Annotated in this window: 11 protein-coding genes and 2 riboswitches; of the genes, 1 reads left to right on the forward strand and 10 read right to left on the reverse strand. The window is 63.1% G+C overall.

All coding sequences use genetic code 11. The annotated features are described in order from the left end of the window. Window positions 1-13: 13 nt before the first annotated feature. The 10 genes from MOD31_RS15180 to MOD31_RS15225 all read right to left on the reverse strand — a co-directional run bounded on the left by MOD31_RS15180 (window position 14) and on the right by MOD31_RS15225 (window position 13,391). Window positions 14-3,043, reverse strand: a complete 3,030-nt coding sequence (locus MOD31_RS15180) for a glycoside hydrolase family 38 C-terminal domain-containing protein (RefSeq protein WP_250821024.1) — start codon at window positions 3,041-3,043, stop codon at window positions 14-16. A gap of 127 nt (window positions 3,044-3,170) precedes the next feature. Next, complete coding sequence (fdhD, locus tag MOD31_RS15185) at window positions 3,171-4,082, reverse strand: formate dehydrogenase accessory sulfurtransferase FdhD (RefSeq protein WP_250821025.1); 912 nt, start codon at window positions 4,080-4,082, stop codon at window positions 3,171-3,173. A gap of 1 nt (window position 4,083) precedes the next feature. Beyond that, on the reverse strand, window positions 4,084-6,390 hold the full coding sequence (locus MOD31_RS15190) for an FdhF/YdeP family oxidoreductase (protein ID WP_250821026.1): 2,307 nt from the start codon (window positions 6,388-6,390) through the stop codon (window positions 4,084-4,086). Between the two features lie 51 nt (window positions 6,391-6,441). Next, window positions 6,442-7,800: a molybdopterin molybdotransferase MoeA gene (locus MOD31_RS15195; RefSeq protein WP_250821027.1), complete on the reverse strand. Its 1,359-nt coding sequence runs from the start codon at window positions 7,798-7,800 to the stop codon at window positions 6,442-6,444. Then, on the reverse strand, window positions 7,797-8,720 hold the full coding sequence (locus MOD31_RS15200; RefSeq protein WP_250821028.1) for an NTP transferase domain-containing protein: 924 nt from the start codon (window positions 8,718-8,720) through the stop codon (window positions 7,797-7,799). The genes MOD31_RS15195 and MOD31_RS15200 overlap by 4 nt, the downstream gene beginning before the upstream one ends. A gap of 42 nt (window positions 8,721-8,762) precedes the next feature. Continuing rightward, on the reverse strand, window positions 8,763-9,263 hold the full coding sequence (locus MOD31_RS15205) for an HNH endonuclease (protein WP_142940082.1): 501 nt from the start codon (window positions 9,261-9,263) through the stop codon (window positions 8,763-8,765). 216 nt (window positions 9,264-9,479) lie between these two features. Next, window positions 9,480-10,277 (reverse strand): NlpC/P60 family protein, encoded by a 798-nt coding sequence (locus MOD31_RS15210; protein ID WP_250821029.1) that lies wholly within the window; start codon window positions 10,275-10,277, stop codon window positions 9,480-9,482. A 99-nt stretch (window positions 10,278-10,376) separates the two neighbouring features. Next, a complete protein-coding gene (locus tag MOD31_RS15215) occupies window positions 10,377-11,120 on the reverse strand; it encodes a C40 family peptidase (protein WP_238703480.1) in 744 nt (247 codons plus the stop codon). Window positions 11,121-11,124: 4 nt separating this feature from the next. Further along, window positions 11,125-11,293, reverse strand: a riboswitch (cyclic di-AMP (ydaO/yuaA leader). Between the two features lie 138 nt (window positions 11,294-11,431). Then, window positions 11,432-12,268, reverse strand: a complete 837-nt coding sequence (locus MOD31_RS15220) for a M23 family metallopeptidase (protein ID WP_166841596.1) — start codon at window positions 12,266-12,268, stop codon at window positions 11,432-11,434. Window positions 12,269-12,272: 4 nt separating this feature from the next. Beyond that, a riboswitch (cyclic di-AMP (ydaO/yuaA leader) is annotated at window positions 12,273-12,514 on the reverse strand. A 181-nt stretch (window positions 12,515-12,695) separates the two neighbouring features. After that, complete coding sequence (locus MOD31_RS15225; RefSeq protein WP_142940086.1) at window positions 12,696-13,391, reverse strand: metal-dependent transcriptional regulator; 696 nt, start codon at window positions 13,389-13,391, stop codon at window positions 12,696-12,698. Between the two features lie 293 nt (window positions 13,392-13,684). Between MOD31_RS15225 and serC the strand changes: the two genes are divergently transcribed. Further along, entirely contained in the window at window positions 13,685-14,815 is a 1,131-nt protein-coding gene (gene serC / locus MOD31_RS15230; RefSeq protein WP_166841597.1) for a phosphoserine transaminase, read from the forward strand. The last annotated feature ends 25 nt before the right edge of the window (window positions 14,816-14,840 follow it).

The raw sequence follows: 14,840 nt of genomic DNA on the forward strand, positions 1-14,840 counted from the left end.
TCCGCCAGCCACCTCAGCGAACGAGCCTGATCGTGACCAGCTGGAAGGGCCGGAGTACCAGTTTGACCACGGGGCCTTCCTCCACGGTCACGCCGGGGGTTTCGGTGGTGCGCTCCAGCAGGTCTGTGGCCATCGCATCCGAGCTCTCAAAGTTGGCCCTCAGGGTTCCCGTTGAACGCTCCCCTAACGATTCATAGAGCCGGACAATAACGTCACCGGAGCCATCCTCGGCTAGCTTCACCGCTTCCACCACAATGGCAGGGTTGGACACGGAGAGCAGGGGTTCCACCGATTGTCCGCCTGTGACGAACCTTGGCTTCAGGTTGGTGCGGTAGCCCTCTTCCACGGCATCAGCGATCGCAGCACCGGGCCTGATGGACAACTCGAGCGTGTGTTCGCCCCGATCTGCTTCCGGGTCCGGGAAACGCGCCGAACGCAGCAGCGAGGTGCGGACCGTCGTCGTGGTTCCGCCATCGGCACGGACCGCCCGGGTGACGTCGTGCCCGTAGCTGGAGGAGTTGCTCACTGCAACGCCGTAGCCGGGCTCGGCGACGTGGATCCAGCGGTGGGCGCAGATCTCGAACTTGGCAGCTTCCCAGGAAGTGTTGGTGTGCGTCGGGCGGAAGACATGGCCGAATTGGGTCTCCGACGCTGAACGGTCCGCCCTGACGTCCAGCGGGAACGCGATTTTGAGCATCTTTTCGCGTTCCTGCCAGTCCACCGTGGTGCTGATACCCAGCGACGCCGCACCGGCGTCGAGAGTCAGGCGTTGCGTGATGGTGGAGGCACCTACCGTGCGTTTGACCACCACGACGACGGCCTCCGCCGAACGCTCAACGTCGATCGCATCCGCGTGGGTCAACGGGGTGACGTTACGGCGGTAGAACTCCTCGATGTCCCAGGCATCCCACTCATTCGGGGTATCGCGGAACAGCTCCAGCAGGTTACCGGTGTGCCCGGGGGCGATGGCGTCCCTCCCGCTCGCGTGGTCCACCAGCGATGTCAGGAGTCCGTCACGGTTCAGGACGGCCCGGATGATGCCGTTGTCCAGGACGTAGGCGTCGTCGAGCTCGTCCACCTGGACGCCGGAGTGCGGTGCTGTGGCCTCGGCCGCCCCCAGTGCTGGGACGCCGTTGCGCTGATGCGGAGCGGCGTTCAGCAGGAACTGCTGATCACCTTCCCCCACCAAGGCCTGGGTGGCGTGGCTGATGATGCCCTCAAGGTCCCGGGCTATGGCTTCATAGTTCCGTTCAGCGTCCTGGTGGACCCAGGCGATGGAGCTGCCGGGCAGGATGTCGTGGAATTGCTGGAGGAGGACCAGCCGCCAGAGTCGCTTGAGTTCGTCGGCGGGATAGGCGTAGGCCCCGCCCAGGCGGACGGCGGCCGTGGCGCACCAGAGCTCCGCTTCGCGAAGGAGATGTTCGCTCCGACGGTTGCCAAGCTTGGTCTTTGCCTGGCTGGTGTACGTTCCACGGTGCATCTCCAGGTACATTTCACCCACCCAAACCGGCAGATTGGTGTACTCGGCCTCAGCTCGGATGAAGAAGTCCCGGGCTGCGCCCATCCGGACCTTCGGGGAGCCTTCCAAATCCGCCGTACGATGCGCAGCGGCGACCATTTCGCGAGTAGGTCCTCCACCGCCGTCGCCATAGCCGAACGGCACCAGTGACATGGTTCCGCGGCCGTGATCACGGTAATTGCGCTCCGCGTGGGCCAGTTCGCGTCCGTGCAGCTCAGCGTTGTACGTATCCACCGGTGGGAAGTGGGTAAACAGCCGGGTGCCGTCGATGCCTTCCCAAGCAAAGGTGTGGTGAGGCATCCTGTTGACTTTGTTCCAGGAAATCTTCTGGGTGAGGAACCACCGCGAGCCGGCTTCCTTGACGATCTGCGGGATGGCGCCGGAGTAACCGAAGGAATCGGGCAGCCAGGCTTCCTGGCACTCGACGTCGAACTCGTTGAGGAAAAAGCTCTTTCCTTCCACGAACTGGCGGGCCATGGCCTCGCCGCCTGGCATGTTGGTATCCGATTCCACCCACATGCCACCGACTGGAACGAACTGGCCGCCTTTTACCTTTTCCCTGATGCGCACAAAGAGCTCTGGGAAGAACTCCTTCATCCACGCCATTTGCTGGGCCGAGGAACAAGAGAACACGAAGTCGGGGTCCTCATCCATCAACGCCACCACGTTGGAGAAAGTGCGGGCACACTTACGAATGGTTTCGCGGACGGGCCACAGCCAGGCGGAGTCGATGTGTGCGTGGCCGGTAGCCAACAGTTCATGGGCCGAGGCATATGCGGGACGGCTAAGGACCTCGGCCAGCTCAGCACGGCCTGCGGCAGCGGTTCCGGCGACGTCGTCCGGGTCCATGACGTCCATCATGCGTTCAAGGGCGCGCAGGATCTCATGGCGACGCGGCATTTCCATGGGAAGTTCGTGCATCAGACCGCTGAGCGTCCAAATGTCCTGGTTGAGTTCCCACACGGTTTCGTTCAGTTCAGCGATGGCGATGCGGCCAAACCGGTATCGGGGCTCATCACCGGAGGTGGCTTTATCCCCCAGCAGGGTGGGGGCGAACGACCAACCCTGGGCGACGTCTGGATTGGCTGCGGCCTCCACGTAGAAATCCACGGATTGACCTCCACCCAGGAGCTTGAGCGGCACATGGTAATTCCGTGGCGAAATTGCTTTGATGATGCTTCCATCAGCGCGCCACGCCGTGCCTTCACACTGGAACCCGGGGACATCGCTGTTGAATCCAAGATCAACAATGATCTCCACCGTTGTGGATTCAGCCATGCCCCAGTCCTGCGGTACCTCACCCTGCAGGCGCAGCCATTTGGTGCTCCACGCCTTACCCCATGCAACGCCGGGTTCCTGCGGTGCATAGACCTGGCGCAGCGCCTCGGCGGCCGGCACTGGCTCGCCAGGCGCATCCCAGCTGCTCAGCTGAAGCGGGATCGCCCTGCCATAAATGGCCGGAAGAATGCGTTCCCGAACAAATCGATCGAGACGCTGTTCAGTGATCCGGCGGTCGTCGTGCAATGAGTTCCCCTTTGGGCGTTCGCTGGGTAGTTAGCTTGGTTACCGCGACCCGGTAGTGCTGGGTGCGGACGGCGAATGTGGCATCGCCACGCTTCCAATCGATGGATAAAATCTACGTTGTTCCAGCTTAATAGCCAAGTGACTGAGGGCTATCACCAACGGACAACGGGTCCGCATCCGGGGCTTCGGCAACCACTCTGTCCCGTCCGGCGTACACATTGAGGCTGAGCCCACGGCTGAAGCCGGCCAGCGTGATTCCCGTTTCCTCCGCCAGTTCCGCCGCGAGGCTGGACGGTGCGCTCACGGCGGCCAGCACAGGGATACCGGCCATGGCAGCTTTCTGGACGAGTTCGAACGAAGCCCTGCCGGACACCTGAAGCACCGTCCCTTTCAGCGGGAGCATACCGGCGCGCAAAGCCCAGCCCACCACCTTGTCCACGGCGTTGTGCCTGCCTACGTCCTCGCGGAGGCACAGCAACTCGGTGGTGCCGTCGTCGTGGATCCTGAAAAGTCCCGCGGCGTGAACGCCACCGGTCTTATCAAAAACAGCCTGTGCCTCGCGGAGGCGGTCCGGGAGGGCAGCCAAGGCCCGGACCGGGACCGTCACATTATCCTCGCGCGGGCTGTGGTGTGAGGACTTGCGGACGGCCTCGATGGAATCCGTACCGCAGATTCCGCACGAGCTGGAGGTGAACACATTGCGGCCGGTGTCGGGCCGTTCCACGTCCGGTCTGAGCTGGGCATCCACCACGTTGAAGGTCTGCACACCGTTTTCGTCCTCCCCGGAGCAGAAGCGCTCCGAGATCAACTGTCCGGGCTCCCAGATGATCCCTTCGGACACCAGGAACCCCGCGACGAGATCGAAGTCGTCTCCGGGGGTTCGCATGGTCACGGAAAAGGACATCTCGCCCAAGCGGATCTCCAGCGGCTCCTCAACGGCCAGGACGTCTTCCTTGAACCGGACGGGATGCTCCAATGCCTGGGGCGAGCTGTCCAGGACAAATTTGTGCACCTTGCGGCGCTGGGTTACACGTCCCATATCAGGATCCGTTCTCCTCATGCTGGATAAAGCGCACGGTCATGGCTTTGTACCCGGGGGTGTTGGATTCCCGTGCCACCAGTTCGCGATGCACCAGGGCGTTGGCCTCCGGGAAATACGCTGCGGCACAGCCCTTGGCCGTGGGGTACCCGATCAGCCGGAACTTGTTGGCACGCCGTTCAGTTCCCGCGAAGGTGGAGATGACGTCCACCAGGTCCCGGTCCTCGAAGCCAAGTTCCATCAGGTCCTCCGGGTGGACCAGGATTACACGACGCCCCTCCGAGACGCCGCGGTACCGGTCATCCAAACCGTAGAAGGTGGTGTTGTATTGATCGTGGCTGCGAACCGTCTGGAGAATCAGGTGGCCCGCCGGCGCTTCAAGGTACTCCAAGGGCCGCACGGAGAAACGTCCTTTGCCGATGTCCGTGGCGAAGGTGCGGGTATCGCGCGGCGGGTTGGGCAGGACGAAGCCATTCTTGGTTCGAACCCGGGCGTTGAAGTCCTCAAAGCCGGGGATGACGCGTGAGATGTGGTCCCGGATGACGTCGTAGTCCTCGGCCATGGCACGCCAGTCCACACTGTGGTTGTCCCCCAGCGTTGCTTGCGCCATGCGGGCCACGATCACCGGTTCGCTCAGCAGGTGCTCGGACACGGGCTCCAGCCGCCCCTGTGTTTTGTGGATGACGGACATGGAGTCCTCCACGGAGAGGAATTGTTTGCCCTTGGGGTGCTTGTCGTCTGTGTCCGTCCGGCCCAGCGTGGGCAGGATCAGGGACGTTTTGCCGTGCACCACGTGGGCGCGGTTGGGCTTGGTGGAAATGTGGACCGTCAGTCCGGCTTTCTTCAAGCCTTCCTCCAAGGCTGCCGTGTCCGATCCCGCCGCTGCGAAGTTTCCGCCCATGGAGACGAAAACATCCACCTCGCCCTTTTCCAGGGCGTGCTGGGTTTCCACGGAGTCATAGCCATGATCCCGTGGCATGTGGAAGCCGAATTCGGCATCCAGCGCGGCAAGGAAGGATTCCTTGGGTTTCTCCCAGATGCCCATGGTGCGGTCGCCTTGGACGTTCGAGTGGCCCCGCACGGGACAGGCACCGGCTCCACGTTTGCCGAAGTTGCCCTGGAGCAGAAGGAGGTTAATGATCTCCCGGAGTGTATCCACCGAGTGCGGCTGCTGGGTCAAACCAAGGGCCCAGCAGATGATGGTTGCCTTCGAGGCCGCCAACATCGAAGCCGCCTTGGTAATCTCCTCCCGGCTCAGCCCTGTTGCCCGCTCCGTTTCGTCCCAGTCCAGAACCGAACGGGCTTCCTGGTAGGCGGCGAAACCTTCGGTCTGCCCGGCGATGAAGGAATGGTCGACGACCGTCCCCGGGTTCCGTTTCTCCTCCTCCAGGAGCAGGTGGCCGAGCGCCTGGAAGAGGGCGAGGTCGCCGCCTACCTTGATCTGCAGGAACTCATCGGCAATGGTGGTCCCACCGCCAATCATGCCGTTGAGGGACTGGGGGTCCTTGAAGTTCAGGAGGCCGGCTTCGGGAAGCGGGTTGACCGCAATGATTTTGCCGCCGTTGTTCTTGCAGTCGCGGAGGGCGGAGAGCATGCGCGGATGGTTGGTTCCAGGGTTTTGGCCCACTACCAGGACCAGCTCCGCGTGGTGGATGTCCTCCAACGACACAGTGCCTTTTCCGATCCCGATGGTGGGGTTGAGGGCACTACCGGATGACTCATGGCACATGTTGGAGCAGTCGGGGAGGTTGTTGGTTCCGAGGCTTCGCGCAAACAGCTGGTACATGAACGCGGTCTCGTTGGCCGTCCTGCCGGAGGTGTAGAACACGCACTTATCCGGAGTTGTGGCGTTGATGTGTTTGCCGATCAAGGCAAAGGCGTCGGCCCATGTGATGGCCGAGTAGTGGGTGTCACCCGGTTTGATGACCACAGGCTCGGACAATCTTCCCTGGCTCCCCAGCCAGTACTCTGTTTTGTCCTCAAGTTCTGCCAGGGAATGCTTAGCCCAGAATTCGGCACCGACTGTCCTGGTGGTGCTCTCCTCGGCGATCGCCTTGGCACCGTTTTCGCAAAACTCTGCGGGACTGCGTTTGCCCGTGATTGATTCCGGCCACGCACAGCCCGGACAATCGAACCCGTCATGCTGGTTGACCCTGAGCATGGAACGGACCGTGCGGCCCACGCCGGCCTGGGCATAACCTCGTTCGAGGGCAACCGTGACAGCTTTAAGGCCTGCCGCGGCTTGTTTGGGCGGGTGGATCTGCAGGTCATCTTCATTGATGTCCTGTTCGGGAGCATGCCTGTTCATGTGTCCATCATTGCACTTTGTCAGCAGAGCCAAACCCCTTCATGACGCGCCTCAGGTGTCCAACGCACTCCAGTCCACAGGGCCGGAAGGAGCCTTCCTTTGTTGCCGAGGCACGGCCTTGCGGCTCTTCTCTTCCGGCGCCTTCGGCACGGGAAGCGCTTTTCCCCAGGGTACGGCGAAGGCGGGCACCGCTTCGCCCAGCTGGACACCATGCGGCGGCACCACCATGACCCCGTCGGCGCCGGCCAGGCCACGCATCATTCCAGGGCCTGCATGATTGGCTGGCGACGCCAACCCATACACCAGCTTGAACGGCATCAGGCGGGTGCGACCGGGCTCAGCATCAAGGGTGGTGCCACAGGGAACCTCGCCCACCTCCTCCAAACGGCCATGGCCCAAGGCCGCCAGCAGCGGTCCACCCACGGTGAACAAAGCCATCATGGCCGCCAGCGGATTTCCAGGCAGGCCCACCACAAACCGACCATCGGGCAACTCTGCCAACACCGCCGGATGTCCGGGACGCATGGCGATCCCATCAATCAGCAAATTCCCGCCAAGTTCAGCTACGGCTTTGCGTAGGTGGTCCGTTCCAGAGCGTCCCGTGCCGCCCGTGGTAATAACGACGTCGGCAGGAGGTTCCGCTTCACCGAAGTGGTCCCCGGGTCCCGGCTCGTCCAGCGTTGGCTCGGTGTCCTGGAGTGCGTCGATCCACTCCTCATAGCTGTCACCCACCCTGAGCTGCTCCCCGGCAATGCCGCCCAAAAGCTCCACCACGGCGCCCAGCTGCGGACCGAAGGTATCCCTGACCTGGCCGGGCAAGGGAACACCGTGAGCCACTACTTCCGAGCCCGTCAGGAGGAAACGGACCAAGGGTTTTCCGAGCACCACAAGATGGTCCAGGCCCGCAAGCGCTGCCAAGGCAATATGGGCCGGATTCAGCACCGTGCCGGCCTTGAGCAGGACATCACCCTCAGCGGCCTCTTCCGCAGCCTTTCGGATATGTTGGCCGTTGCGGGGCTCCCCCGGTTTGGCGCTGCCTCCCAGCGCAAGAACCGGCAGGCCATCCTCGTCAGTAGCTATCACGCCGCTTTCACTGCGCAGTACTGCCTTGGCACCGGGCGGAATAAGCCCGCCCGTAACTATGGGACTGGCCTGGTGCGGTGCAAGCCTCTGCCCCGGTTCGCTGAGGATCCACGGACCGCTGCCGTTAACGGCCCATCCATCCATGGCGGAAGACGCATAATGGGGCATGTCCTGCACTGCCAGGGCATCCGAGGCCAGGGTGCGCCCGAGCGCTGAGCTGAGCGGCACGGGGCCCGACGGAATGGGTGTGGCGACGTCGAACGCACGCTGCCGGGCCTCATGCCATGTGTGCGCCGCGTGATGGCCCTCGTTGGGGGCCTCCGTCATTCCGGGCCGGTCCCGGACTCCGAGTACTCACGGGCAATTTTGCGGGCCAGTTCCAAGGCAGCGTTCATGGACGCGTCATCGCTGGCTTGGCCGATTCCGCGGGCCATTCCGGCCGCGTAACCTGCAATAAACGTGGTCAGGGGTGCGGCGGGGCGCACCACGGAATGTGCTGCTACTCCAGCCACCGCGAGGACCTCGTTGATGTCCACTTCCACGCCCTCAAGCTCGAATGCCTGAAGCAGTGTCCGGCACCATTCCTCGAGCGTCTCTTCCTGGCTCTTCACGTCCGCCTCCAACTCGTAGTCAATGCCCAAGGCCGCAGCGTCCTCCCATGTATCCACGTCATCGGTGGACCCAGCGGGGACTTCAACGTCCAGCACGTTCAGCCTAGCAAGCAGGCGGAACACTGATGAGTTCGTTAACCCGGAACCTCCCGAAGCTACGGCCACTTCCCTTTCCAGGGCCTCTGTACTGTAGGCCCCCAGAAGTGGCTGCTTCCGGCCGTCGGCAGAGACGGCCATGGCTCCTTCCATTCCGGGACTGGACTCAAGAGCGGCCCAAAGGAGGCCAACACCGCGGGATGCATGCGGCATATCGCAGGCAAGCACCAGCGTCCATGGAGTGCTCCTACCGCCATTCTTCAGCGCGCTCAAGCCGGCCGCGATGGCAGCTGCCGGCCCTGCGAATACAGGTTCTTCGCGTGTCCGCAGAACAGCGTCCGGTAGATGCCCGGCGGTTCCTTGCTCGCCGCCGCCTGAGCCGGGCTCATCCGGCCCCACCACAACCACCGCCGAAGCACCCCGGGCAGCCTGAAGTGCGAGCCAAAGGAGGGTGTCGCCGTCGTACTTCAACCATGGTTTGGGCACGCCGCCGAGGCGGGTGGCCCTGCCACCCGCCAAAATCACGGCGTTGAACTCCATCCGCCCAGACTACCCGGGCGGCCGGAGGTCAGCAGAAATCGATCAGGCAGCGGATTCCGGCAACAGGAACGGGTCCCAGTCCGGCGCAGGTTTCTCGAGTTCTTTGATCTGCCACATGGTTCCCTGGGGCACCCCGGGTTTGAAACGGAGCTTCCAACCCATTTCAGCCAGTGTGTGGTCGCTTTTGGCGTTGTTGCATTTCAAGCACGCCGCAACCAGGTTTTCCCAGGAATCCGCGCCGCCCCTGGATTTGGGGTGGACGTGGTCTATGGTGTGGGCTGTTTTGCCGCAATAGGCGCACCGGTGACCGTCGCGGCGAAGCACCCCGCGGCGGCTCACGGCGGTGACCTTGTTGTACTTGGGACGTATGTAGCGGTTAAGGAGAATCACGGACGGGCGTCCAAGAATTTCCTGTGGCCCGACGACAGGCTCGTCGCCTTCGGCCACTACGCTAGCTTTCCCAGTGAGCACAAGGACCAGCGCCCGGCGGAATGTTATTACCGCCAGCGGTTCATATCCAGCATTCAGAACGAGTGTGCGCATGCACGTACCTCTTCACGGCCGCACCCGTCAGGGGCACGAGGGCCGGCTGCCCTCTGCATGTACGGGCTGTGGATCGACAACATAAGGGTAAGCACTTATATGCCGTATCAACGAATTTTTCTGTCGTTTCGCTCACAGTGTCGGCAAGAGTTCATGCGCGGTTAAAGCAGAACACCCCGCCGGCCGGAGCCTGCGGGGTGTTCTGAAGAAAGTGAATCAGCCGTTGACGCGGATGAAAACCGGGCCGGAACCGACGTTGACGCTGAACAGTGCCGTGGTGGATCCGTTCCATCCACCGTGAACTGCCTGGCCGTTGCCCACGTATACAGCGATGTGCGCCTGTCCGGCCAAACCACCGTTTGCGTAGTAGGCGAGGTCGCCGGGCTGGGCTTCTGCTGCACTGACCGTGCGGCCCAAGGAGAGGTAACCTGCAGGCCAGTCGTGGAAGTTGATTCCCACGGCTGCAAGGGAGTTGGTGACCAGCATGGTGCAGTCCTGGGTGACGCCGAGCTGGGCGTAAGCAGCTGCAGCGATGGCTGCGCCGAGTCCGCTGGAAGCCGCCGGAGCTGCCGGAGCGGGGGTTGAGTTGCTGACGGCCACGGTGGCGTTGGCTGCAGGAGCGGCCTTGGCGGCAACCGCAGGTGCTTCCTTGGCTTCAACCTTGGCTTCAACCTTGGCCGGCGCTTCTTCCACCACAACGGGAGCCGGAGCTTCCACCGTGGTAACCACGGGACGCTCGTAAGAGATAGCCACAGTGGAGTCGGCCGCGATGGTGGCCTGCACTACGGACTGGACGTCCAATGTGGACGTGGAGGTCGACTCACGATCAACGTTGGTCTCGGCTGCGTTGGCCGCGATGCCGCTGGTCAGGACCAGGCCTGAAGCTGCGGCGATCACTGCTGCCTGGCGGCCAACGCCACCGGCGTTGGAGCTGACAGCCTTGGCAATGACGGCAAGCGAGCTGGTCTTGGGGGCCTCAGCGCGGTGCCGTGCAAGCTTGTTTGCACTGGTCATGATTTTCTCTTTTCGTATCCGAGCGCCGTTGGGGTGCACACGGGTAGCGGGTAGGACCGGCATTGCGGGCATGCCGGCCCACCCCGAACCGGGTTGTTTCTAGCGGAGGGTGTAGAACGAGGAGGTGCCGGTGGACGCTACGGAGTGCAGCAGCGTTCCCTGGCCGGGGTTCAAAGCGCTGATCATCATGCCATTGCCGACGTAGATGCCCACATGGGCTCCGCCGTTCTGCATGACGAGGTCGCCGGGAGAAGGAGTGCTGGTGGGCGTCATAGCCGTCCAGGCGTTCACGCGCGGGATGCTGATGCCTGCCTGGGCGTAGACCCACTGGGTGAAGCCGGAGCAGTCCCAGCCGTTAGGTGTTGTTCCGCCCCAAACGTACGGGGAGCCGATGCCGGTGTAGGCAATAGCAGCAAGGCCGGAAGCAGCTGCGCTGGCAGCCGGGTCCTTGGCCTCGGAGGACTTAGCCGTCACGGCTTCAGGGGCTTCGTCCGTGGTGGCCGTTGCTCGTTCGGTAACCTGCGCTGCGCGCTGGACTACCTTGGGGGCTTCCTTGGTGGCCACGGTGGGGCTCTCGAAGGAAACGGTGGCTGTTGGCTCTGCGGTAACCACTGCCGTTACAACCAGCTGCTGGGTGCTGGAGGCTTCAGTCTTGGAAACATCGGCGTCGGCTGCCTGTGCGGGCAATCCGACGGTGAGGACGAGGCCTGAGGCTGCGGCCAGAACGATGGCCTGACGGCTCATGGTTCCGGCGTTGGTGGATACAGCCTTGGAAAGCGTGTTCAACGGGTTCGTGCGAACCGTTTGGGCGCGATGGCGCGCAGGGGTAGTGCGTGATGACACGTAGGTAGCCTCTCCCAATGCCTGCGAGGTGAGCTGTCGGATTCGGATGGGAGTCATCCGGCCGCGCCGCTTCCAAGGAAGTTTTGCGACTTAACCCCAAGGCCTTCTCACGAAGACCAGAAGTGGTTCCCCCGCCCCTGCCAGACGATTTATGCGAACGGACCTTGAGAGGTGGCAGAGCTAGGCAATCCACTCAAGTGCACCGGCCCCCTAAAAAGCCGATGCGCTCTGTACGCTACAACAGTTGAACGCAAATGTCACATTCAGGTCACGGGGTGTCCCGCACATGCGAGAGGCGACCATCAGATTGGTTAGAGCCAGCCCATGGGGTCTACGACTTCACCGTTGACCTGAACCTCGAAGTGGAGGTGGCAGCCGGTTGAAGCGCCCGTGGTGCCGCTCAGCGCGACGGTATCGCCACGGTTGACGGTTTGTCCCACCTGGACGGTGAAGGACGACAGGTGGTTGTACGTGGTCTCGAGGCCGTTGCCGTGGTCGATAACCACACGGTTGCCTCCGCCATATTCGTGCCATCCGGCGAAAGTGACCTTGCCGGTTGCTGCTGCGTGGACAGCGGTGCCGCACTGGGCAACGAAGTCCTGGCCCCGGTGGAAGTCGCCGGCGCCGCCCGTGAGGGGGCTGACACGGTAGCCGAAGGGCGATGCCGTGGTAAGTGTGTCAAGGGGGCTGGCCATGGTGCCAACGGATGATGCGCGCTGGATGCTTCCGGCCGACTGGGCGCTGAGCAGTTGCTTCAACTTCCCATCGGGGTCAGCGGCAGTGGCGACTGCGGCTCGGCTGAAGTCGATCTTTGCCGACGCTGCCGCGGAAACCTCGGGCTGGCTGCCCGCGGGGGCTGCGACGGCGAGGGCGGACTCGGTCTGGCCCGATTCCGAGGTGGCCATGACCGGGCTGGTGGCCGGCAGGCCGACAGTCAGGGCAAGCCCGGTGGCGGCAAGCGCAACACCGGCCTTCTGCCCGACGCCGCTGGCAGCGGCGAAGTCGGCAACCTGGCGCAGGGGGCTCTTACGGCGGCGCACTTGACGCTCGGTGGCGCGGGGCCGGATCTCCGTGACGACGGTGGCTGGCCGCAGCTCAGCAGCGGGGCCGGACGCGCGGCGGCGACCCCTGACGTTCTGCGATGTCAAACTCTGTTCCTCTCTCAAAAGCCTGCGAAGTTAGCTGTCGGATTCGGGTCAGAGAGTACAAAGACCCGGTCCGCGCGAGGCGCTCACGGCACACAGGTATCCCAAGAGGGACTTGTATACGTGGGCACTTCTGCTGCGGACTTCACCCCAAGGCTGCTTCTTTAGACAGCCGCTTGTGGTTCCCCCGCCTCTGCCAGTGGTGGGTGACACACCTGATCCGCTGGCAGAGCTCGGCTCCGGATCAGGTAACGCTTTGGTATCAGCGCTAGTAAATAACTATAGGGGATTAAGGCCTTCGGTAATAAATTCGTTATCAACAGGATCGGGCTCAGAGCGAGAAGCCCTTATCACTATTTTCGGAAAACCGCAGGTCACGCACGCTAAAAAGTGACAGAAGTGAGGTTTGACACGGCGCTGCCGGCGACACTCAGTTGAGGGATACGAAGACGTGCGCGGCCACCTCGGGCGGCAGCTCCAAAGCGCCTTCGATGCCCGGAACACGGACGGAGATGTACTCGCCGACGCGCTCCAGCGAGACACTTGCGCCGGGACGGATTCCGCCTTCGTCCAATTGGGTCAGGAGCTCCGGCTCAACCTGGATGGGCTCCGCGAGGCGGCTGACCACCACGCGGGTAGCGGCGGCATATCCGTCCATTGCCTGGAGAAGGTTGACATCCAGCCGAGGGAAGGGCTGGCTGGCAAGGCCGCCAAGCGCTTCAAGTCCGGGGATGGGGTTGCCGTAGGGAGACTCCGTGGGGTGTTCCAAGAGCTCGTAGAGCCGACGCTCCACACGCTCGCTCATGACGTGCTCCCAGCGGCACGCTTCATCATGGACGTAGGCCCAATCGAGCCCAATGACGTCGGCCAGCAGGCGCTCCGCGAGGCGGTGCTTGCGCATGACTTCGGTGGCGCGCTTCCGGCCCGCTTCCGTCAGTTCCAGGTGGCGGTCGTTGGACACAATCACCAGGCCATCGCGCTCCATGCGTCCGATGGTCTGGGAAACAGTGGGGCCGGAGTGCCGCAGGCGCTCGGCGATGCGGGCCCGCAGGGCCACAATGTTTTCTTCTTCAAGCTCCAAAATGGTCCGAAGATACATCTCAGTGGTATCGATCAGATCCGTCATCCAGCTCAGCTCTCCTCGAACGCAGTTCCTTGCGTAATCTCCACCGTACCGCGTCCCTGGCAAGGGCGGACGGTGTGCACCGCCGCCCCCTGAACGCCAACCCCCAGCCTAGCTTATTTGGAATTACTCTGGATAATTCCGGTCGCATTCGGTGGGACCGCATTCCACGTGGCGGACTATGACGGTGGCAGGTTCCTGAGGCCGGGCCGTGTCAGGCAGAATTGGGGTGTCGAAGGGGCAGTTGATGCCCCATGCCACCTCCCATCTCTAGCCGACACCCATTGGAGCGCCACGTGAGCGACAACAGCATCACCATTCCCGCCGACCTTCTGCCCAAGGACGGACGCTTCGGCGCTGGACCGTCCAAGGTTCGCCCGGAACAGATCGAGGCGTTGTCTGCAGCATCGTCCACCATCCTGGGTACCTCCCACCGCCAGGCTCCGGTCAAGAACCTGGTGGGTTCGGTCCGTGAAGGACTCAGCCAGTTCTTCCGCGCTCCGGAAGGTTACGAGGTTGTCCTCGGCGTAGGCGGCTCAACGGCGTTCTGGGATGTGGCGGCGTTTGGCCTGGTGGAGAAGAAGGCACAGCACTTGTCCTTCGGTGAGTTCGGTTCCAAGTTCGCTGCCGCCACCAACAAGGCACCCTTCCTCGATGCTTCCTCCATCATCAAGGCCGAACCCGGAACCCGCCCGGTGGCACAGGCCGAAGCCGGCGTTGACGTCTACGCTTGGCCCCAGAATGAAACGTCAACGGGCGTGGCTGCGCCCGTCAAACGCGTCCAGGGTGCTGATGAAGGCTCCCTCGTCCTGGTGGATGCCACCTCGGCGGCCGGCGGGCTGGACGTTGACGTTGCCGAATCGGACGTCTACTACTTCGCCCCGCAAAAGAACTTCGCCTCCGACGGCGGCCTCTGGCTGGGCCTCTTCTCCCCCGCAGCCCTGGAGCGTGCTGCACGCATCAAGGCCAGCGACCGCTGGATCCCGGACTTCCTGGACCTGCAGACGGCCATTGATAACTCCAAGCTGAACCAGACCTACAACACCCCGTCGCTCTCCACCCTGGTGACCCTGGACGCACAGGTGCAGTGGCTCAACAGCAACGGCGGCCTGGACTTCGCCAGCAAGCGCACGGCAGATTCTGCCAACCGCATCTACTCCTGGGCTGAGGCCTCCGAGTACGCCACGCCTTTCGTCGCAAACGCCGAGGACCGCTCCAACGTCATCGCCACCATCGACTTTGACGACTCCATTGACGCCGCGGCCATCGCCAAGGTCCTGCGCGCCAACGGCGTGGTGGACACCGAACCGTACCGTAAGCTCGGCCGCAACCAGCTCCGCATCGCCACCTTCGTCGCCATCGAGCCGGACGACGTTTCCGCGCTGCTCGCCAGCATCGACTACGTGGTGGGAGAACTGAAGAAGTAGCACCACGGGCTTTGGCCGGCGTCGT

Source organism: Paenarthrobacter sp. TYUT067, assembly GCF_023656375.1.
Lineage (GTDB): Bacteria > Actinomycetota > Actinomycetes > Actinomycetales > Micrococcaceae > Arthrobacter.